Source organism: Pseudomaricurvus alcaniphilus, assembly GCF_011440395.1.
Taxonomy (GTDB): domain Bacteria; phylum Pseudomonadota; class Gammaproteobacteria; order Pseudomonadales; family Cellvibrionaceae; genus Pseudomaricurvus; species Pseudomaricurvus alcaniphilus.
The window spans coordinates 1-20,246 of record NZ_JAAOIX010000001.1 but is presented as its reverse complement, the minus strand read 5'-3'; the positions used below and the strand labels follow the sequence as shown (position 1 = coordinate 20,246).

Genomic DNA, 20,246 nt, shown 5'->3' with positions numbered 1-20,246 from the left:
TTGTCTGATTTGGTTGGCAATTGCGGTTTAACGCGACGATTTGCGGGTCGCTATGATACTAGGACTAAAGGTTTCGCTCCAGCCACCAAGGCTGATCAATTTTTGATCTGTTCAGGTTTTTGGTTATTCCTAATCAGTTTATAACCCCCGCAGTTACCCGCGAGAATTCAGCGTATAGTTAGTGGGATAGGTATAACAAGTGGAGTATACAGCTATGGCAAAGATGACTTTCCGGTTTTCCACCGAGTGTGAAATGGAGTTATCCGGCACTTCCTACGAAGACATTTACCTCAAATTCAAGGACTTTATGCACGGCAACCAGCATATTGCCCGGCAGGCCAACTTAAAAGTGTGCCCACCGGAGTCCGTGCAGGTTTTCTTTGAAGTCGAACACTCGGGCCACGTCCACGAAATTGAGCAGTTCAAGGGCAGCTACGAAACGGATATCCGCCAAAACTGTGAGACCACTGAGTTGATGATCCCCCAAAAAGACATGGTTCTGGCAACCGATGAAGGGGAATTTCATACTGTCTGGAGCGTCAGTAGTCATTAAGGGAACAAGGCACGCTGCCATGGCGCCGAGGCAAAACAACGCGCGGCGCCTAACCTCAATCGGGCGCCGATCCCTAAACCGTTGCCATTGATCGCCACACTTTGGTGTCAGCTAACAGCAACAGTGCGGCAACAGATTTACCCTCCACTACCGGTAATTCTGCCGGGCCACTCTTCTTCTCTCCATTCAATTATTCTGACCATTCGCGTCTTTTCTCCATTCGCGCGCTGTCGCGTCTGCTTGCAATGCACCTGCCCAACCGGGTTTTACAAAGCTTTTACAATACCCCGACCTCTTCCACTGCATACTGATTGTCAGCTCGGGCGCGGACATAATTCCACTCCCCTTTTAAGCAAGCTATTTCAATCACCCATTTGCTGTTTACGAGGCCCATCATGAAAAGAACTCCTGTTTACCTTGCCATTGCGTCAATATTAGCCGTCACCGGTTGCACCTCTACCGGCCCCTCCAACGAACTGATGCGCATCAGCGAGCTGGAAAAACAACTGCAGCGCTCGGAAAAAGAATTGGCGGTTGCGCGCAGCCAGACGCCCGCTCAAACCCCAGCCAGCAGTTCTGCTGCTGGTATCAACGATCTGCTGCCCCCCAACGCTGAGCCGGGCATGTGCTACGCCAGGGTCTGGGTGGAACCAACCTATAAGTCCTACACTGAACAGATGATGGTGCGCGAGGCCAGTGAGTCGGTCAATGTTACACCCGCCCAGTACGATTGGGTCGAGGAACGAGTGCTGGTGAAGCAGGCCAGCAGCAAGATTGTGGAAGTGCCGGCCGTCTATGCCAGCAAGTCCGAAACCATCAAGGTACGGGACGCGCAAATTGTTTGGCGCACAGGACTGTCCAGTGAGGATGCTCCCGCCAGCCGAGAGCTTTTGGCCAATGCCAAAGAGCATGGTATCCGCCTGGATGACGCCAAGCCCGGCGCGTGCTTTCATGAGCATTATCGCCCGGCACAGTACCAGATAACGCCCCAACAAGTTGAGATTGCCGCCGCTTCCTACCGCATTGAAACGGTACCGGCCGAGTATCGCTGGGTAGAAAAACGCGTGCTGGTGAAAGACGCCAGCACGGAAATTCGTGAAATACCCGCCCAGTATGTCACCGAGACCGAGACCGTGGTGGACGTGCCTGCCCACACTGTGTGGAAGAAAGGCAGTGGCCCGATTCAAAAGATCGATGAAGCCACCGGCGAAATCATGTGCCTGGTAGATGTACCGGCCACCTACAAAACCATATCCAAACGCATCCTCAAGTCGCCAGCCCGCTCCGAAGTCATCGAGATCCCTGCCGAATACAAAACCATCAAAGTGAAAGAACTGGTCTCGGCAGCGCAGGAGAAGCGGGTTGAGATCCCGGCACAATACAGCAGTGTGGATGTTACCAAACAGGTGGCCGACGCCGAGTTTGTCTGGCACGACATCCATGATACCAGCCACCCGGCCAATACCCGCACCGGCGCCAAAATATGCCTCACTGAAACGCCAGCACAATACAAGACTGTCAAGCGCCAGGTGGTCGTCACCCCCGCCTCCAGCCGCACCGTTGAACTGCCGGCAGAATATGAAACCGTCAAGGTCAAGAAATTAGTGCGCAAGGCCAGCGAATCACGGGAAGTCATTCCGGCGGAATACAAGACCGTTACCCTTAAGCAAGTGGACAAGGACGGTCGCATGGAGTGGCGTTCAATCCTGTGCAAAACCAACACCACGCCCGACTTGATCAAGCAGTTGCAGACAGTGCTGCAGGATAAGGGCTATAACCCCGGCCCCATTGACGGCTATGTTGGCAGCGCCACGATCAACGCGGTCAATAGTTACCAGGCTGACAACCAGTTGCCCATCGACAAGTACCTGAACATCAAGACCCTGAAGCACCTCAAGGTACTGTAGCAGCGCAGCCGGTTGACTCCGCCGCATCAGGTTTTTGCGCCCGGCAAGCAGTTTACGCCGGGCTTTTTTATTTCTGCAAAGTGCAGGTATGATGATGAAACAGGGCCCCTGCTGGCAATCGGAGTTGGGTCACCAGCACGTACTAGAGGAAACAAGGCGAATGCCAGACATAACTATTGGCCTACTCGAAGATGAAAAACCGCAGGCTGACCTGCTGATCGGTTGGCTGACCGACGCCGGCTATCGGGTTGTGCACCGCGACACCGGTAGCAGTTTTATCCAGACCATAAGGCAGACACCCGCGGACCTGTTAATACTCGACTGGCAATTGCCGGACTGCGAGGGTATCGATGTGCTGGCCGAGGTGCGCAATGAGCTCGGCTTCGAGGGGCCGGTGTTGTTCGCCACGGCCAAGGACAGCGAGGAGGACGTGGTCAGGGGGCTCGCCAGTGGCGCCGATGACTACCTGATCAAGCCCCTCAGGCAAGCCGAGCTACTCGCCAGGCTGGCCGCCCTGTGGCGCCGAGTTGGCCAGGACCCGGTCGCCACCCTGGCGCTGGGGCCTATTGTGTTGGACTTGAACAACAAACAGGCCAGCATCGAGGGCGAGACTGTCAGCCTCACACCAACCGAGTTCCAGCTTGCCTCCTGCCTGCTGACCAATGTCGGTAAACTGCTGTCGCGGGAGTTTTTACTGCGCGATGTTTGGGGGGTCGGCGCTGACCTGGACACTCGCACCGTCGACGTGCACATGAGCCGTATCCGAAAAATACTGAAAATTGGGCCGGATATGGGGTACTGTATCAAAACTATCTATCGGCACGGCTATCGCCTGGAGGCTCTTTGAATCTACGTTCACGACTGGCGCAGCTACTTCTTGCGCCGTTACTTGCCTGCTCTTCACTCACCGGTTTCGCCAGCGACTGGGTATATCACTTCCAACCAGGGGATACACTGTGGGATTTGTGCCTCAAATACACCCATAAACGTGGCTGCTGGATCGAGCTGGCCAAATACAATGGTGTCAGTCGCGATCGGGCCATTCCCGTCGGCAGTGAGATCCGCATACCGGCGCAGTGGTTAATCAACCCGCCAACCGTAGGCAGTGTCAGCGCCGTCACCGGAGTTGTAAATTACTACCTGAATCCCGCCGCGCCAGCTGAACCATTGCGCCAGGGCCAGGGCTTGCACCTCGGTGCGCGTCTGGTCAGCGACGAGGGTTCTGCCAGGCTGACACTGGGCGCCGGCAACGAGGTCCTGCTGCGGCCTAATAGCGTGCTCGAATTAAACACCATGAGCGGCTCGGCCAGCGAGCGCAGTACTGCGGAGCTGGGCTTGCCCAGCGGTGCGGTGGAAGTCAAGGTGGCGCCGAACCGGAAGTCCCGCTTTAGCATTACTACCCCCGCCGCTATCGCCGCTGTCAGGGGCACAGAATACCGCGTAAATAGCCTCGGCGCAGACGGTGCCAGCATGCGCAGTGAGGTGTTGGCAGGGGCAGTCAACGTGGCAGCGGGCAAAGCCGGCGCCACGGTGCCCGCCGGTTTCGGCGTAGCCGCGGCCAAAGGCAAGCCCCCGAGCGAGCCCCGCAAACTGCTGCCGGCGCCGCAATTCAAACGCTCTTATGCCGCCGTCAGTTTGCCGGTCAAAATTGAATGGGCCGGTGACCAGCGTGCCGGATCCTGGTTGCTGGACCTGCTCGAAGAGGGGGAGTCCGGCGCCCTGTTAGCCAGCCATGCCAGCGCGGAGCCAAGCTACACTGTTGCCAGCCTGGTCGAGGGCTGCTATCGGCTGCAGCTGCGGGCCATTGACCGGGATGGTTTCAACGGCCTGGAGAGCAGCGCTCCGCTGTGCATCGTGCCGCGACCAGCAGCGACAGCGCAGCTGTCACCCATTACCCCGACAGCCAACGGCGACATGGAGCTGCAGTGGGCCAATGTTGCCGGAGCCGAGCGCTATCGGGTGGAGATTAGCAGCGACAACAGCTTTAACCAGATCATCACTACCCACCTCACCACGGACACCAGCATCCGCTTTAAACCGCCGGCGGCGTCCTTCAGTTCGCGCGTCATAACCATCGACGCGGCCGGGAACGAGTCAGCGGCCAGTGCCCACCGGGACTATCAACCGCCCCAGGAAATACCCTGGCAAGTTAAAGCGATGACCGTGCTGATGCTGTTGTTGGCACTCTAGGTCAAAGGCCGCCAGCCCCAGTGAGACTTGCATCGAAAATCCTCTACGGTCGTTTGTTGCTGGCTCTGGCGGGCGGTTTTTTCTGCGTGCTGCTGGGCTGGTTCAATCTTATTGCGGCGCTGGACAATATCACTTACGACAGTGCCAACGAACTCACCCCCCTCGCCCGGGCGGACGATGTACTGATCGTCGCCATCGATGAGCGAAGCCTGCTGGAGTTTGGCCGCTGGCCCTGGCCCAGGGAACGCCACGTACAACTGTTGCGGCAGTTGCGAGCTGCAGGGGCCAAAGCTATCGCGATCGATATTGTGTTTGCAGAGGCCGACACTGAATACCCCGAAGTTGATCAACTGCTGGCCGCAGAAATTGCCCAACACGGTGCTGTAGTGCTGCCGATATTTGTGGGCCAGGCGGATCGCGGCGGGCAATTACTGGAAATCCAGCCGGTTCCTGCAATGGCGGCTGCCGCGGCGCGCCTGGGTCACGTTCATATCGAGGTGGAAAGCGACGGCGTCGCCCGCAGTGTGTTTTTACGGGAGGGACTGGTAGCGCCGCACTGGGAGCATTTCGCGGTGGCGCTGGCGCGGGTACTCGAGCTTGAGGTTGATCCCCTGCCCGGCCTGACCCAGGCGCAAGCACGGCAGCAAAATTCGGTGGTCTCGATTGTCCGCAGCCACGAAAACCTGATTCCGTTTATGGGCCCCGCCGGAACTGTCGCCATGGTGTCTTACGTCGACATCATCAAAGGCCGCATTCCCGCCCGGGTGCTACAGGACAAGATCGTTTTTGTCGGTGCTACCGCTGCCGGCCACGCCGACAAGATCTCTACCTCCCTCGGGCAAATTTCCGGGGTGGAAATCAACGCGAATATTTTCCAGGCATTGCGCGAGGGCAAACTCGCCCAGCGCCTGTCCCGGGAAGCCAATGCCCTGCTGTCTTTCGGGCTGACCTTCTTCACCATTATGCTGTTCACTCGCCTGCAGCCGCGAGCGTTGTTGATTGCAGTGGTATTGTGCGCAGTGCTGGTGCCGCTGGCGGCTATCCTGCTGCTGCAGTGGCAGCGTATCTGGTACTCCCCGGCACCGGTTGTGATGACGGTGTTGCTGGCCTACCCACTCTGGAACTGGTTGCGCCTCAACGCCGCCGTCGAATTTATGCACAAACAATTGCAGCTGCTGCAAACTGAAAATAGTAAATCCGACAGTCATTGGTCATGGAGCCACCTGGAAAAGGCCGCCGAGTTCTTACAATCCCTGGGGCGACTGCAGCGCTGGAATATCGGTAGCGATGCTGGCGATGCCCAGCATAGCGAGATGGGAACCGACTGGCTGCACCGCGAACAACAGTCCAGCAAATGGTTTAACATCGATGGCGAGCGCCGCTTGCTGACTCTGGTCTGGAACCCGGACCACGCCAATACCGACAACAACCTGGAGCTTATTTTCCCGGAGACCGGCAGTGCCGCCAACGCACCTGCGTTTGGCGGCGACTATATCGATGTGGATATCGCCCAGCTGGAGTTTGCCTACCAGCAGGCACGCCACAACCGGGAGTTGATCAGTGGCACTCTGGCACAACTTTCCAGCGGTATCATCCTGGCGGACAGTTCCGGCAGCATCCTGTTGATCAACCAGCAAGCTCGCAGCCTGCTGGCAATGCAAAACAACGACAGTCGCCTGCTGGAAGCATTAAAGCGGCTGGAATTCCAGGGCTCGGCTGACATCAGTGCCCAGCTGGCCGCTCTGGCATTGCAGGGAATTGCCTTTAATCGCGAAGGACGAACCCTGGACGGCGGCCGCGACCTGCTCTGCCGCGGCCGCTTGATTCGCCTGGATCGCCCCATGTTCCTGATCAGCCTTACTGACGTTACTGACCTTAAAGCCAGCGAGAGAAGTCGCTCGGAAGCCCTCAATTTTCTCTCCCACGATTTGCGTGCCCCCCTGACCTCGGTACTGGCGCTGATCGAGGGAGCAAAAAGTGAGAACCCCGACCAATTGAACCTGAAACTGCTGGAAAACATTGAACACTACGTGCAGGAAAACCTGGCCTACGCTGAAAACTTCACCCAGCTGGCCCGACTTGAGCAAGCGGATGCGCCGGCGCTGGATGAATGCGATGCCCAGTCCCTGATCGACAACGCCGTGGCCCTGGTCTTTCACGCGGCCGCCAAACGCGGCATACAGTTCCGCATGGCAACCTGTGATGAGGACGTTTGGGTCAGCTGCAATCGCGGAGTACTGGAGCGAGCCATATTGAACCTGCTCGACAATGCCCTCAAACACAGCGAGGACAACAGCAAGATCACAGTCACTCTCGCCTGCAACGAGAATGACGCAGTGATAAAGATCAGCGACCGAGGCACCGGCATCGCCGCCGGTGAGATTGATAAAATCTTCAATAGCTTTCAACAGGGAGCTCGCGCAGTTTCCGGGGTTGGCCTCGGCTTGCGCTTTGTGGCCGCGGCGGTACAAAGCCATCGCGGCAGTATCGACGTCGAGAGCAGTGTCGGTGTCGGCTCTACTTTCACCTTGAAAATCCCCAGGCTGGCGCAGCACGCCCCGGTCTAAGCTTCGAGTTTTACAAAGCTTTTACAGTTCCTTATAGCTTCTCGTTCCTCTCCCAACCGATAATTCAATTGCTGCTAACGCACAAGTAATTACCTTACTGAGGGACGTAATCATGACCAATTTATCTGCCATCGAAGGCATTGGAGAGAACTACTCCGAAAAACTGAAAAGCTGTGGTGTCACCAGCCTGGAAAAATTGCTCTTTAAAGCCGGCACGCTTACTGGCCGGGTCGCGCTCGCCAACCAATCCGGCATCAGCCCCAAGCTTATCTCGAAGTGGGTCAATCGCGCCGATCTCACCCGCATCAAAGGAGTAGGCGGTGAATACGCCGATTTACTGGAGCTCTCGGGGGTCGATACGGTGGTGGAGTTGGCACAGCGCAACGCGGCTAACCTGCACCGCCGTATGATTGAAGTCAACACCCAGAAAAATCTGGTGCGCGCTCTGCCCAGCAGTGCCCACGTGGAGGACTGGGTCAACCAGGCCAAATCCATGTCGCGAGCCATTCACTACTAATTTTCCAACATAAAAGCTGGCCGCAACATTACTCACAGTGCAGAGGTAATAAATATGAACATGGAAAAGAAAATCTATTTGATCGTAGCAACCCTGTTGGCAACAGTAACCCTGGGGCTCAGCGCCTGCGGTAAACAAGAGGCGCCTGAGACACCATCCTCCACGCTTTCAGGCATGCAGGACGAGCTCAAGCATTCTACCGATTCTGCGGCGGGCAGCGTCTCCGAGGCCGCCAATTCAGCCGGGGCAATGGCAAAAGACGCGGCAGCGGCCGTGGCGGATAACGCCGAGGAAAGCGCCGCCGCAGCCCGCGACGCTGTGGAAACAAAGGCTAAAGCTGCCGCTGACGCAGCCAAAGACACCTTGCAGGCAGCGAAAGACAAGTTTGGCAATCACTAGGATTGTCAATTCTGTGTCGCCGTTGCCGCCCTGCCCGGCCACCCGGGCAGTCGGTGGGTGCGGGTTTAGCCGGCCAGGCTCTTGCTCACCACCTCATACACATCCTTGGATAAATCGGATTCGGCCATAATGCGCTGCAGCTGTTGCTGCATTAATTTCTGGCGCGCTGCATCGTACTTGCGCCAGCGGGTCAGCGGCGTCAACTGACGGGACGCTATTTGCGGGTTGAGCTTGTTGAGGACGATGATTTGGTCCGCCAGGAATTGATAGCCCAGCCCGTCCGGGCGATGAAAGTTAATCGGGTTGTTGGCGCAAAACGCACCCACCAGCGCCCGCACCTTGTTGGGGTTTTTCAGGTCGAAGGCGGCGTGTTGCATTAATGCCTGCACCCGCTCCAGGCCGCCGGGCAGTGCACAGGTGGCCTGGGTGGACAACCACTGGTTGACCACCAGCGATTCGTGTTGCCACTGCTGGTAAAAACTCGCCAGCGCCTCGCTGCTGGCAGCTTCTGCGCCGGGCAGTTCACTGTTGACCAGCACGGTTAACGCCGCCGACTGATCGGTCATGTTGGTAGCGCCCGCAAATTGTGCCTGCGCCAGGCTGATCGCCTCGGCGCGATCGCTTTGCAACAAATAGCCGAGAGCAGTGTTTTTCAAGCTCCGGCGGGCGACGGCTGCGGCGCTATAGACATAGGCTTCGCTGGAATTGCAGCGCTCGTAGGCCTGCTTGAATTCACTGTAGAGTTCGCAGGCCAGGGCTTTGCGAACCTGCAAACGGCCATGGTGGATGGCTTCGACATCGATGGTATCGGCAATTTCACTGAGATAGCTCTCGCTCGGCAATTGCAGCATCAGGGCGACCATGGCGGGATCGAGGCTCTCGTCGCTGAGTACCTGGCGACAGGCAGACAGCAGACGCTGATCGATTTGGCCTTGCTGCTGGCCGCGATAGCTGGTCATGACATCTTCAATCACCGCCACCGCCAGTTTCTGGCTCGCGTCCCAGCGACTGAAGCCGTCGCTGTCCCGACTCATAATTGCGGTGAGGTCATCGCGATTGTAGGGATAGTGGAGTTTTACCGGCGCCGAAAAGCCCCGCAACAGCACCGGCACCGGTTTTTCCGGCAGTTTTTCAAACACAAAGCTCTGTGACTGTTCGGTTAACTCCAGCACACAGTGGGTGTTGTCGGCGCTGTCGTTATTGGCCGGCTGGCCCTGCTGGTGGAGTGCCAGGTTGCCGGCATCGCCCAGCAAGCCCAGCGCCACCGGAATATGGAACGGCAGCTTGTCAGCGCTTTTCGCGTCCGGCGTGTCCGGGCAGGACTGGTTAATGGTCAGGGTGTAAGTACCCGCCTGCTGGTCAAACTGGTCGCTCACTTCCAGCCGCGGCGTACCGCCCTGGCTGTACCAGCGACTGAACTGGCCCAGGTCGCGGCCGGAGGCATCTTCCATGGCTTTTAAGAAGTTCTCGATGGTGGCCGCTTCGCCGTCGTGACGCTCAAAGTACAGATCACTGCCTTTGCGGAAATTCTCGGCGCCGATCAGGGTGTGAATCATGCGCACCACTTCAGCGCCCTTTTCGTACACGGTCAGGGTGTAGAAGTTGGATATTTCAATAAACGATGCGGGCCGCACCGGGTGGGCCATGGGACCGGCGTCCTCGGCGAACTGCAGGGTCCGCAACAGGCTGACATCCTCCACCCGCTTCACCGTCCTGGAGCCCATGTCGGCGGAGAATTCGGAATCCCGAAACACCGTAAAGCCCTCTTTCAGGCTCAATTGAAACCAGTCGCGACAGGTGACCCGGTTGCCGGACCAATTGTGGAAATACTCGTGCGCCACAACCGCTTCCACGCGCTGGAAACCGGCATCGGTGGTGGTCTCCGGTTTTGCCAGTACGCAGGAGGTGTTAAAGATGTTGAGGCCCTTGTTTTCCATGGCCCCCATATTGAAGTCATCAACCGCCACAATCATAAAGATATCCAGGTCGTACTCCCGCCCGTAGACCTCTTCATCCCAGCGCATGGCGCGCTTAAGTGAGTCCATGGCGTGGGCGCACTTGTCCAGGTCTTTCTCCTCCACATAAATGCGCAGGGTGATGTCGCGGCCGCTACAGGTGCGAAAGCGGTCTTCGATAAACTCCAGGTCGCCGCCTACCAGGGCAAATAAATAGGCCGGCTTCTTGAACGGGTCGTGCCAGCTGGCCTGGTGGCGACCATCCCCCAGGGACTTGGATTCAATCAGGTTGCCGTTCGACAAAAGCACCGGAAACTGCTTCTCGTCAGCGACAATGGTCGTGGTAAACTCGCTGAGCACATCGGGCCGATCGAGATAATAAGTAATTTTACGAAAGCCTTCGGCCTCACACTGGGTACAGAACATGGTTCTGGATTTGTACAGGCCCTCGAGACTGGTGTTGGCGGCAGGGTTGATTTCTACTTCGGTAATCAACTCTGCCTGCTGCCCTACCTTGTGGATGGTCAGGCTTTCGGCAGTTACCTCGTAATCGCCGGCCGCCAGCGCCACGCCATTGAGCTCCACGCTCAGCAACTTCATCTCCTGGCCATCCAATACCAGCGCTGCGTTAGAGCTACCGGCTTTCGGGTTGCGCTTTAACTCCAGCCGGCTGCGCACCCGGGTGGCCGCCGGGTGCAGGTGGATTTGCAACTCGGTGCGCTCGATCAGGAAGTCGGGGACCTTGTAATCCTTGAGATAAATACTGGTTGGTTGTGCGTCTCTCATAAACGGTCTGGTCTCGGTAGCGGCTTAATCAGCCTGAGCGTGGAAGTGAATGTGGTAGGAGCCGAATTTGCGAATATTGATGGCGCCGCTGTCGAGCAGCAGGTACTGCCCCTTGATGCCCTGCAACACCCCTTCGGCGACCGGGTTCTTGTCGAGATTGTGGGTCACAATTTTTGCCGGGTACTGCTGCACCGGGTACTCGAACTCGTACAGGTCGCCGGCGTCGATTACCTCTATGGCCTGCAGGCCGAAACGGTTCTGTAACTCGACAATATCATTCCAGGCGTTGTCGAGAATTTCGTCCCTCAGCGCCGCCAGGTCGAGAAAATCAGCATCGCCCTTGAGCATGGTACGCCAATTGGTTTTGTCGGGCACTTGCTGGCGGATCAGGTCTTCGACAAAACCCGACTGCTGGCGGGTGGCCACCCGGAAAATAGGCAGGGCCTGGGTGGCACCCTGGTCGATCCAGCGCACCGGCACCTGCGAGGCACGGGTAATACCCACCTTGATGCCGGACGAGTTGGCCAGATAGACAATATGATCGGTCATGCAAAAGCGCTCACCCCACTCCGGTTCGCGACAGGTGCCGGCGGCGTAGTGGCATTTTTCCGGGCTCATGATGCAGCTGTCACACTGAGCCAGGGACTTGAAGCAGGGATAACAATAGCCCTGGGCAAAACTCTTCTTGGTTTTGCGGCCGCAGTGGCCGCAGTGAATCTCACCGGAGTATTCCAGCTTTATGTGCTTGCCGAGCAGGGGCATCAGGTCGATATGCCGGTCGTCGAGGGGCAACTCGTAACGCACTGGCTGGGCGTGATCGACCCGCATTTTACTAAGGTGGCCACTGGCCAGGTGTTGCAGTGTCATAGGTGCTTGTCTGTTTAGGTTTATCAATGCCACTTCAGGGGCTGGTCTTCCGGCTCCACCACTTCACCCTCGCCGCCACAGTGGCTGTGGGGTTTGGGGGGGACATAGCCGCTGCGCTCATTGGCGGGCACGTGTTTCAGTTCATAGGCGATCACCGCCTGCATACAGTGCTCTCTTTGCGCCGTGGTCAGCTTTTCACCGTTGGGCCATTTGCCCAGTTCAACCGCGCGCTTCAGGTTTTCGTACACCTCCGGGGTGATACTGTCTAACAGTTGCCCGATTGTCATCTTGTCTTCATTCATAGTTCACACTCGATACACCAATTTGGGGGCCAGTAGCCCCATCAACATGCCGCCCAACAGGCCGCCGAAATGCGCGCCGTTGGCAATGCTGCCGGACATAAATGCATCCACAACTCCGGACATGCACAACCCCATCCAGACCAGCATAAAACCGATAATTCCTTTGGGGATGGCCAGGGTGGCGTGGGGTCGACGCCAGTTGCCAATCCACAGAAAGCCCATTAAACCATAGAGCACCCCGGAGAGCCCGCCGAACAGGGCCGGGCCAGACCAGAGATATTGCGCCATATTACTGAACACCGACAGGTACAACAGCAACAACAGCAACCAGCCGCTGCCAAAAACCACCTCGATACGGCGCCCAAACTCCCACACCCACAGACCGTTAAACAGGATGTGAAACAAGCCGAAATGCAGGAATACCGGCGTAACCAGACGCCACCACTGGCCGCCTTCCAGCCCCTGCCACACAGACAGCAGCTTGAGCTGGTGCGCGGCAACTTCCAGCGGCTGGAAGGTGAGCAGGGAGATCCAGTGCAGGTCGTGGTCTATGCTGACCAGCAGCGCTCCCAGCACCCCGAGGTAAATACTCAGCAGGGTGACCGGAAAATTATTCCACACCCTCAAAATACGCAAGTAGAGCGGCCCTCGGCTCACCCCGGCGGCGCCTTTCGGCACCGCAGCGGCCGGCTCCAACCTGGCCAGTCCACCGCCCTTGATAAACTCCTGCAGCGGCTCCACCATAGTGCTGTCGGCCACCCACAGACACTGGCCGCGCACCTCTTCCGTTACCCTGTGCGCTATATACCGCTGTTTCAACACCGCGATTAACGGGCTCAAATCCACATCGAGTGAGAACAAATAAACCTGATGCCATTGCATGATTATCCAGGGCCCATCACGGGTCGACGTAAACCCAGGTAAAGTTTTCCGGCTGCAAAACTTGTTCTCCCTGGTAGGTGTATGCGGTGAGGCGACCAAAACTGACGGCACTGTAATCGAGACAGGCAATATTGTTTTGCAACGGCTGCGGGCGCCCCTTGAGCCAGTAATGACCAAAAAATATCGGCGGCTCGTGGGGCTGGTAGTGCAGCAGCTTGCCGCGATGGTGAGGCTGGATCTTGTTTTCGGCCACCTCGTAGGGCAGCGGATCTGGCTGGAACACGATGTCGCCGTAGGTCTCCGGGCTATCGGCCCAGAATTTGGTGCGGAACACGCGACGGATAAATCCATCCTTGCTCTCCAGCTGCATGCCGTCGGGCAGCGGCATGCTGGTACCGCGGGTCAAGCGGTCGACCGTTTTGCTTTCTGTACTGCCCTTTTGCCTGGAGGCCTCGATAAATTCAGCGGTAATGCCCTGCTCCGGATAGTGTTGCCGGTAGCTGTTGATCAGTTGGTGATCCCAGCAAGCGTGCACCACCCGGTAGCCCGGCCCCTCAATAAACAGCGGCAACTGCGACAGCCACCGTGTGTACTTGCGCCATTCCTGTGGCCGGTTCATAAATTGCAGAATGGTGTCCTTCATCAGCTGACTGAGCCGGGCCGGCACCGCGGCGTCCACGTCGCCGCGGATCAATTGCTCTATCTCATCCTGGTAGCGAATGGCATTGTACTCATGGTTGCCGAGCACCATAAAGGCACTACCCTGCTGGTGCATGCGATAGACAAGCTCCAGGGTCTCGCGAATCATCGGCCCGCGATCAATCAAATCGCCGACAAAAATAGCCTTGCGTTCGGGATGTTGAAAGACGCCATTGTCCTGCCGATAGCCGAGCCGCTGCAGCAGCTTGGTCAATGGCTGATAACAACCGTGAATGTCCCCAATCACATCGATCTTGTGGACATCAGTTAATGCGGGATGCACCGTTTAAACCTCTACCATCACTGTGCTAACTATTCACCCAGACGGCTGCCCCAGCCAAGTTTGGTCCGGCAAGTCTCGTAAAAATTGTGATTCAACGGATGTATCAGGTGCAATTTGTGCGGTTTCTTGTGAATGTGGATCTCGTCACCAGGGTTGGTCACCACATGGTTTTGACCGTCGCAGGTGACATGGGGGTAAGCCCGGTTGTGTTCGCCGACATTGATGCGAATCTCACTGTTGCCGTCGACCACAATGGGGCGGCTACTGAGTGTATGGGGGTTCATTGGCACGATAACAATGGCGTCGAGTTTAGGGTGCATAATGGGGCCGCCACCACTCAGCGCATAGGCCGTTGAACCAGTCGGTGTAGAGACGATCAGCCCGTCAGAACGCTGGCTGTAAACAAACTGGCCATCGATATAAAGCTCGAATTCGATCATGCGGATAAAACGACCGGGGTGAATGACCACGTCGTTGAGGGCGTCGCCACCGCCGATCACCTTGCCCTGGCGCACTACCGATGTATCCAGCAGGAAGCGCGACTCCATCAGGTACTTGCCGGCCAGTACTTCCGCGACTTTATCCTCGATATCCTCCGGCGTGATATCGGTCAGGAATCCCAGTCGACCACGGTTGACGCCCAGCAACGGCACATTGTACTTGGCCAATGATCGGGCGGCGCCCAGCAAGCTGCCATCCCCACCCACAACAATCACCAGGTCACAGGTTTTTCCCAGCGTCTCGCCATCGGCCGACGGCAGCTGAGCTTCACCCAGGGACTTGGCGATATCATCGTCGAGGATGATATCAATGCCCCGGCTCTGCAAATATTGGATCAGGCGCTGCAAGGTGTAGAGAGAGCGGTCGCTGCCGGGTCTGCCGACGAGACCAATACGCTTGAATTCTGCCATTAGAAGGCTCTTTAGGGGAAAAAGTTGGCTATTATAACCACTTTACCGGCAGACGTCAGGGATGCGGAACAAATGCAGAGCACAGATCAAATCTGGACCGAGTATCGGCAGCCGCTGGTCAGGGACCTGGCCTGGAGTATCTTTAGCCCGCCGCTGGTACGCTCCTCCGATCCGGCCATTGCCAGCAATATACAGCTGCCCGACGCCGCCGATCGACAATTCCTGGCCGCGCTGCAACAGCAACCGGCACCGTTGGAAGCGTGGATGGGCGCGGCCAAAAGCACCCGCCTGGGGCTGCGCTTCGAACGTCTCTGGCAGTTTTGGCTAACCCACGGCCCGGCCAGGCCTGAGCCCCGGCTGGAGTATCTATTCAATCTGCAGGTACCGGGCAAAGGCAAAACCCTGGGTGAAATCGATTGCCTGGCCTACGACCCTGGCGCCGGCGCACTCTGCCACCGGGAGCTGGCGGTGAAATTTTATCTCGGTATCGACAGCGCCCGCCTGCCGCCAGAGATCCAGCCAGACGCGGCATTTTGCTGGGTCGGCAGCAATGTTCGCGACCGGCTCGACCTGAAAGTGCGGAGCTTGTTTAAACGCCAAATGCAGATTGTCGAATCGGCGGCGGGAGTTGCCGCCCTGCCAACGCAATGGCACTGGCAGCGGCTGCGGCGCGAAGTCATCGTGCGCGGCCGCTTGTTTTATCCGTTCGGGCAAACGCCACCGCTGGGCGCGACCGGTACCATTCACCCGGCGCACCTGCACGGGCAGTGGCTTCCGCTGAGTGCAATCCACTCCCTGCCCGGCGCGCATTGGTGCATCCTCAAACGGCAGCAGTGGTTTGCCCCCATTCGCATTGCAGCGGCAACGCCAGAAGTCAGCCGTGTGCTGGACCCGCAGAGCCTGGAGGATCAGTTGCAGAAGCATTTTTACAGCTCCAACCAGGCGCTCCAGATCGCCCGCATGGGCGGCCTCAGCGACGGCTGGCAGGAGCTGGAGCGTTTCTTTGTCGTCGCCGATCAGTGGCCTTCCACCACCTGACCGTTGTGCAACACATAGTCGGTGGTGCTCCACAGGGGCGTGCACTGCTCCTGCTCCAACTGCCCGATCCCCCCGGCCAGACTGACTGCGCTCAGCCCCTGTTTGGCGAGGAAATAGCTGGCCGTCGCACTCCGTCGCCCGCTGTTGCAATACACTACACACTGGTGCTTGTCGCTGCCGGCCGCGGTCAGCATCCTGCCCTTGAGACGCAGCAGGTTAAGGGGGATATTGACTGCATTGCGCAGGTGCCCTTGGGCGTATTCAGCCTCCGTACGCACATCGACGATGGTGGTGGATGTAGCCTGCTTTAAAAAGCCGTTCCAGCTAATCTGTTCGACCGGAGGCTCTCTCAGCAGTTGTAAAAAATGGGTTTTAGCAAGGCTCAGCAGCACGCCGTCGGTGAGCATCCTGACCGTGGCATTGCGCACCGTCTCGCGCAAGAGTGCGTCCTCGCCAAAACAGCGGCCGGCGGAGATGCGAGCGACAGACCGAGGCCTGGGATCGCTGTCGGAGTATTGAACCACCTCCGCCTCACCCTCCTTGATAAAATAACAGCAGTCGCCCAGCTCGCCCTGGCGCACGATCACTTGGTCCGCGCTGACCAGCCGTGTTTGCAAGTGCCGGAACATTTGGTCGACATTGGTTGGTGGCACTTTCAGGAACAAATTGGATTTTAAAATTGTGCCCAGCCAGGCGGCGTCTTCATCCAGCGCGCGTTGTCGGGCGAAATCCACCAGTAAATATTCGGCCGCCTGGCTCCAGGCCAGCAGCTGATCCAGGCGCTCGCGATTCACTTGCAATACACGAGCCTCGGTCTTCGCCTGCAAGCGGCAGGGTCGCGGCTGGCAACTGGCAACCGGGTAGAGTGAGGACTCCCGGTAATCGCCCGCCTCCACCGCTGCATTTCCGGGGTCGCCATTTGTGGCTAGCAACTCGCCGTATAACAGGTAGTAGTGCACCTCATCGTACTGGCCCTTTTCACACAGAACATCACCGGGAAACAGATAGAGAGTTTCGCTTTCATCCAGCAATTGCTGCAGGTGGCTGGGCAACAGGTCCTTGAACGGCACCATCGGCCGCAGAAGATCATAATTTATCTCGCTACCTGTCACACACCCTCCGAATTGTGCCGAATCATGGCGCCCGCCCCACGCGGGCGTGCAGGCCAGGTTGGCCCCGTCGTCCCTGCAAGCCACCGGTATGAATCGCAATCACCCGGTGACCGGCTGGCCAATAGCCGCGCCGCGCCAACGCGTTAATACCGAGCAGCATTTTGCCAGTATAGACCGGGTCCAGCGGCACCCCGGTGGCCAGTTCAAACTGCTGCATAAAGGACAGCAATTTCGTATTGCTCTTGGCGAATCCGCCACAGTGAAAGTCGTCCACTATATCCCAGCGCGCGGCGATCGTGGCAGTTTCGCTGAGGCGCCGCACATCGTCTTTATAGGCAGCACGCCTGGAGCCCAGCTTGAGCGCGGCAAACCCCAGGTAAGTTTCTCCGCTGCGGCTCTCCCGCAGCATGCCCGCCAAGGTTGTTCCGGTGCCACAGGGCACGCAGACCGTGGTATTGGCAAGCCCAGGAAACTCATCGATAGCATCGACCAGGGCGCGGCAGCCCGCCACCCCGGCGCTGCCCTCTCCCCCTGCAGGAATAACGTACACCTGGCCCGGTAGTGCATTGATGTGCTTCGGCAACAGCCCTGCCAGCCAGTCGGGATCGTTTTTTCTTTGGTAGTCCCGACGACTGACAAAAACAAGTTGCATGCCGAGGCTGCGACAGTCCTCCAGAGTCGGGGATAGCTGTGCCGGCTGGTCGCCGCGAACCACCCCGACTGAGGTCAACCCCAGCGCCTGGGCAGTGGCCGCCAGGGCGTGTAAATGATTGGAGTAGTAACCTCCAAAACTGACCAGCACCCGACACTGCCGCTGCTGCGCCGCCTGCAGGTGCCCGTGGAGCTTGTAAAGTTTATTGCCAGAAATGGTGGGGTGCAGCAGGTCCTCCCGTTTCAGGTAGAGCTGCACCCCGCTCTGCTGCAGCGGCGGATAGTCTATTGGCTGTGCCCTATTGAGGCGGGACCATGCACTCGGCGACAACTGCAGCAACGCGCGGGCATTCACTGCGCAGCTGCTTGCCTGGTGACCGGCTGGTCGCTGTCACTGCGGTGACTGTCACAGCGGTCGCTGTTGCCGGCAATAAAGTCGGCGGGATCGTTAACCCGCGCTACTGGTTGGCTGCAGCGCTGGCCATTGGCCAGCGGCGCGGCGCAGTCGGGCTGCCGGTAATGCTGCAACCAGGCCAGATAGGTTTGCCGGTTGACACCGCATTTCTGTGCCACCAAGTCTGATTTATCCTGCATAAATTGCGACAACTGGTCCAGCGACAAGGTCATTTGCCCGGCTCCGGGCTGGAACGTGATAAAACTGACGCCGCACTCCTGCAGTCGCCCCAGCAATTGGTTGCCACTGTTTTGCAGCAGTGCCTGCTTTTCCCGTTGCAGCTTGTCGATTTGCGTCTGCAGGTTTTGCAATTGAGTATCGCGGTACATGACTTCGATATCCCGAATTTGCAGCTGCTCCCGCAGCGCTGCGGTCTCTGCCTGAACCGCTTCTGCCTTCTCAAGATCCTGTTGTTGCGCCAGCGCCAGTAGCGCGGCCTTGTCCATGGTTTTTCGACTCTCTAGCTTGTGCTCAAAATATTCGCGCAAGCCACCGATCTTTTGCTGTAAACCGGCAATTCTCTCTTCCTGCTCGGCAATTTTTAGTTGCTGCGCGGTCACAGTTTGCCGCTCCGATGCCAATTGGCTGGCCATCTCCTGGACTTGATGCCCGTGCTGGGCTTTCAGATCCGCCAGTTGCTGCTGGTGTTTTTCCTGTAATGTCGCGATATGTAACTGATGCTCACTGCTTTGCTGGGTCGAGCGCTGGCGCTCGGCTTCCAGCAACTCGACCAGCTCCGTCGACGCCGTGCTCGCTGCGGGAAGCCCCCCGGATGGGGCGAGGTCCGGCTTGGCGGTGTTTTCTTCCCGGGCAGGAAAATGCAAGCGGTTGACTTCCACTGCCTTCCTGATACTGGCAAAGTGGCCGCTGTCGGGCTCCATATCCGGATCCCACAGTTGCTGTTGATGCCAGGAGATGGAGCACTGGCTGCGACAGGCCAGTCGAATTGGGCCGCCACCCAGATCGGGCCCAGGGGCCGAATTTTCGGCAAGTTGCTCAACCGGGATGTTCCAGCGCTGGTCGGCAAACCCCTGTTCGTCAAAATCGATCAGGAAAAATACCGCGGCCTTGACAGTTGGCCCCGCGGCCAGGGTCAGGTAAACGGCCTGTACCTTTTGTGAAGCCTGTTCAACCAGCGGCACGAAGCCGTCCAGTACCGCCTCGAATTCCAACCAAAGCAGTTGCCGTACCAGTTTTTTGTCTGCAAAGATAAATACGGCCCTGTAATCGGCGCTGCGCTGATAACTCATAACCCTGCCCTGCTGGAACCCCCTGTTCTAATGCACAAAACCCTCTGTGCAGTTGATCAGTGAGATAATAACCTGATTATGAAGTGGGGTGCAGGCCGTATCTGTGAACGGCTCTGCAAAAGGGAGATTTGAGGGTGGCGTGAGGTGGTGGTGTGGCGAGTGTTTACACGTCGCTGTAATCTTCTGACCACAGATCGTCGTCGAACTCTTCGCGCACTTCTTCCAGTAACTCTTCGATGTAATCCTGCATAATGGTACTCCTTGGTTCCGATTTAGCTTAATCCCTATTGCTGCCAGAAAAATATTTCCTCTTTTAATAATAGTTACAATAAGCAAGTAGCGTGACGCTTTTGTTGCAGGTTTAGAACACTTTTTTATAAAAAAAGTTCCCAGCTGATTATTTTTGCAGCATTTGACGACCAAGGTGAGTCCCATGACGTCAATTTCACTCACAATGGCGTGACACTCGACAAAACTGTTTTACGCCCAATGATACAAACCCCTGCAGACTGGCAAATCGACCGCCCATAAACCTGGCCGCCAGTTGAGGGTGAAAAAAATTCGCCCGGAGTCGATAAAAGCTCAAACTACAGTCCGGCGATAGTGCCTCATGTCGGTGCACTCGCTCGCCTAACTGTTGCGGCTGTTTGCAGCTCTTTTGAACAGCACAAGAATCCCACCAACCATTCTGGCAAACGGCATAGCGGCTGCGTTGAATATTGGCAACGTTGAATAGTGGCTTGGTTGAGTAGCAGCGGAGCACGGGTTCGATGAGTGCCCATCCCCCGTTAATGGAGTAGAGCCTAACTTTGTCCGGGACAAAGTTAGTGAACCCGCTTGCGGCTTCGCGTCCCGTCCTGGCTTGGTAGTTTCTACAGGCAGAAAAAAAGCCGCCATAGGGCAGCTTCTTCGAATAGTGGCGG

General features: G+C 57.5%; 18 protein-coding genes. 8 read left to right on the top strand and 10 right to left on the bottom strand.

Going from position 1 to position 20,246, the window contains the following annotated elements; translation table 11 throughout:
- Positions 1-214: 214 nt before the first annotated feature.
- The 7 genes from G8764_RS00085 (at position 215) to G8764_RS00055 (ending at position 8,133) form a co-directional block, all read left to right on the top strand.
- Entirely contained in the window at positions 215-553 is a 339-nt protein-coding gene (locus tag G8764_RS00085; RefSeq protein ID WP_166160687.1) for a hypothetical protein, read from the top strand.
- Between the two features lie 395 nt (positions 554-948).
- Positions 949-2,460: a peptidoglycan-binding domain-containing protein gene (locus G8764_RS00080; protein WP_207951612.1), complete on the top strand. Its 1,512-nt coding sequence runs from the start codon at positions 949-951 to the stop codon at positions 2,458-2,460.
- Positions 2,461-2,620: 160 nt separating this feature from the next.
- Positions 2,621-3,307 carry a response regulator transcription factor gene (locus G8764_RS00075; protein ID WP_207951611.1) on the top strand — a complete coding sequence of 229 codons (687 nt, stop codon included), beginning with the start codon at positions 2,621-2,623 and terminating at the stop codon, positions 3,305-3,307.
- Positions 3,304-4,650 (top strand): FecR family protein, encoded by a 1,347-nt coding sequence (locus G8764_RS00070; protein WP_166160685.1) that lies wholly within the window; start codon positions 3,304-3,306, stop codon positions 4,648-4,650. The genes G8764_RS00075 and G8764_RS00070 overlap by 4 nt, the downstream gene beginning before the upstream one ends.
- A gap of 20 nt (positions 4,651-4,670) precedes the next feature.
- Positions 4,671-7,217, top strand: a complete 2,547-nt coding sequence (locus G8764_RS00065; RefSeq protein ID WP_166160683.1) for a CHASE2 domain-containing protein — start codon at positions 4,671-4,673, stop codon at positions 7,215-7,217.
- A gap of 112 nt (positions 7,218-7,329) precedes the next feature.
- Positions 7,330-7,734 carry a DUF4332 domain-containing protein gene (locus G8764_RS00060; RefSeq protein WP_166160681.1) on the top strand — a complete coding sequence of 135 codons (405 nt, stop codon included), beginning with the start codon at positions 7,330-7,332 and terminating at the stop codon, positions 7,732-7,734.
- A gap of 54 nt (positions 7,735-7,788) precedes the next feature.
- Positions 7,789-8,133: a hypothetical protein gene (locus G8764_RS00055; RefSeq protein ID WP_166160679.1), complete on the top strand. Its 345-nt coding sequence runs from the start codon at positions 7,789-7,791 to the stop codon at positions 8,131-8,133.
- A 65-nt stretch (positions 8,134-8,198) separates the two neighbouring features.
- Here the strand turns inward: G8764_RS00055 and pepN are convergent, their stop codons facing one another.
- Genes pepN through G8764_RS00025 form a run of 6 tightly spaced genes read right to left on the bottom strand, consistent with a single transcriptional unit; the run spans position 8,199 to position 14,818 of the window.
- On the bottom strand, positions 8,199-10,874 hold the full coding sequence (gene pepN / locus G8764_RS00050) for an aminopeptidase N (RefSeq protein ID WP_166160677.1): 2,676 nt from the start codon (positions 10,872-10,874) through the stop codon (positions 8,199-8,201).
- Between the two features lie 24 nt (positions 10,875-10,898).
- A complete protein-coding gene (locus G8764_RS00045; protein ID WP_166160675.1) occupies positions 10,899-11,741 on the bottom strand; it encodes a DUF2797 domain-containing protein in 843 nt (280 codons plus the stop codon).
- Between the two features lie 23 nt (positions 11,742-11,764).
- Positions 11,765-12,043 (bottom strand): YeaC family protein, encoded by a 279-nt coding sequence (locus G8764_RS00040; protein ID WP_243748517.1) that lies wholly within the window; start codon positions 12,041-12,043, stop codon positions 11,765-11,767.
- 3 nt (positions 12,044-12,046) lie between these two features.
- On the bottom strand, positions 12,047-12,925 hold the full coding sequence (locus G8764_RS00035; protein WP_166160673.1) for a rhomboid family intramembrane serine protease: 879 nt from the start codon (positions 12,923-12,925) through the stop codon (positions 12,047-12,049).
- A 16-nt stretch (positions 12,926-12,941) separates the two neighbouring features.
- Positions 12,942-13,907, bottom strand: coding sequence for a metallophosphoesterase (locus G8764_RS00030; RefSeq protein WP_166160671.1), 966 nt, complete (start codon positions 13,905-13,907; stop codon positions 12,942-12,944).
- 29 nt (positions 13,908-13,936) lie between these two features.
- On the bottom strand, positions 13,937-14,818 hold the full coding sequence (locus G8764_RS00025; RefSeq protein WP_166160669.1) for an NAD(+) kinase: 882 nt from the start codon (positions 14,816-14,818) through the stop codon (positions 13,937-13,939).
- A 72-nt stretch (positions 14,819-14,890) separates the two neighbouring features.
- Between G8764_RS00025 and G8764_RS00020 the strand changes: the two genes are divergently transcribed.
- A complete protein-coding gene (locus G8764_RS00020; protein ID WP_166160667.1) occupies positions 14,891-15,856 on the top strand; it encodes a DUF1853 family protein in 966 nt (321 codons plus the stop codon).
- Here G8764_RS00020 and G8764_RS22875 read toward each other — a convergent pair.
- The 4 genes from G8764_RS22875 to G8764_RS22280 form a co-directional block, all read right to left on the bottom strand.
- Entirely contained in the window at positions 15,835-16,968 is a 1,134-nt protein-coding gene (locus tag G8764_RS22875; protein WP_166160665.1) for a cyclic nucleotide-binding domain-containing protein, read from the bottom strand. The two genes, G8764_RS00020 and G8764_RS22875, sit on opposite strands and share 22 nt — an antisense overlap.
- A 22-nt stretch (positions 16,969-16,990) precedes the next feature.
- Entirely contained in the window at positions 16,991-17,974 is a 984-nt protein-coding gene (locus G8764_RS00010) for a pyridoxal-phosphate dependent enzyme (protein WP_166160663.1), read from the bottom strand.
- Positions 17,971-19,323, bottom strand: coding sequence for a hypothetical protein (locus G8764_RS00005; protein WP_166160661.1), 1,353 nt, complete (start codon positions 19,321-19,323; stop codon positions 17,971-17,973). The genes G8764_RS00010 and G8764_RS00005 overlap by 4 nt, the downstream gene beginning before the upstream one ends.
- A 445-nt stretch (positions 19,324-19,768) precedes the next feature.
- Positions 19,769-20,246 (bottom strand): hypothetical protein (locus G8764_RS22280; RefSeq protein WP_207951610.1); only part of this gene is annotated, 478 nt, incomplete at its 5' end.

Bases quoted from the DNA above. Each gene is read 5' to 3' on its own strand.
- G8764_RS00045 (WP_166160675.1), bottom strand. From the start codon at position 11,741: ATGACACTGCAACACCTGGCCAGTGGCCACCTTAGTAAAATGCGGGTC.
- G8764_RS00055 (WP_166160679.1), top strand. From the start codon at position 7,789: ATGAACATGGAAAAGAAAATCTATTTGATCGTAGCAACCCTGTTGGCA.
- pepN (WP_166160677.1), bottom strand. From the start codon at position 10,874: ATGAGAGACGCACAACCAACCAGTATTTATCTCAAGGATTACAAGGTC.
- G8764_RS00025 (WP_166160669.1), bottom strand. From the start codon at position 14,818: ATGGCAGAATTCAAGCGTATTGGTCTCGTCGGCAGACCCGGCAGCGAC.
- G8764_RS00085 (WP_166160687.1), top strand. From the start codon at position 215: ATGGCAAAGATGACTTTCCGGTTTTCCACCGAGTGTGAAATGGAGTTA.
- G8764_RS00060 (WP_166160681.1), top strand. From the start codon at position 7,330: ATGACCAATTTATCTGCCATCGAAGGCATTGGAGAGAACTACTCCGAA.
- G8764_RS00075 (WP_207951611.1), top strand. From the start codon at position 2,621: ATGCCAGACATAACTATTGGCCTACTCGAAGATGAAAAACCGCAGGCT.
- G8764_RS00040 (WP_243748517.1), bottom strand. From the start codon at position 12,043: ATGAATGAAGACAAGATGACAATCGGGCAACTGTTAGACAGTATCACC.
- G8764_RS00080 (WP_207951612.1), top strand. From the start codon at position 949: ATGAAAAGAACTCCTGTTTACCTTGCCATTGCGTCAATATTAGCCGTC.
- G8764_RS00005 (WP_166160661.1), bottom strand. From the start codon at position 19,323: ATGAGTTATCAGCGCAGCGCCGATTACAGGGCCGTATTTATCTTTGCA.
- G8764_RS00020 (WP_166160667.1), top strand. From the start codon at position 14,891: ATGCAGAGCACAGATCAAATCTGGACCGAGTATCGGCAGCCGCTGGTC.
- G8764_RS00035 (WP_166160673.1), bottom strand. From the start codon at position 12,925: ATGCAATGGCATCAGGTTTATTTGTTCTCACTCGATGTGGATTTGAGC.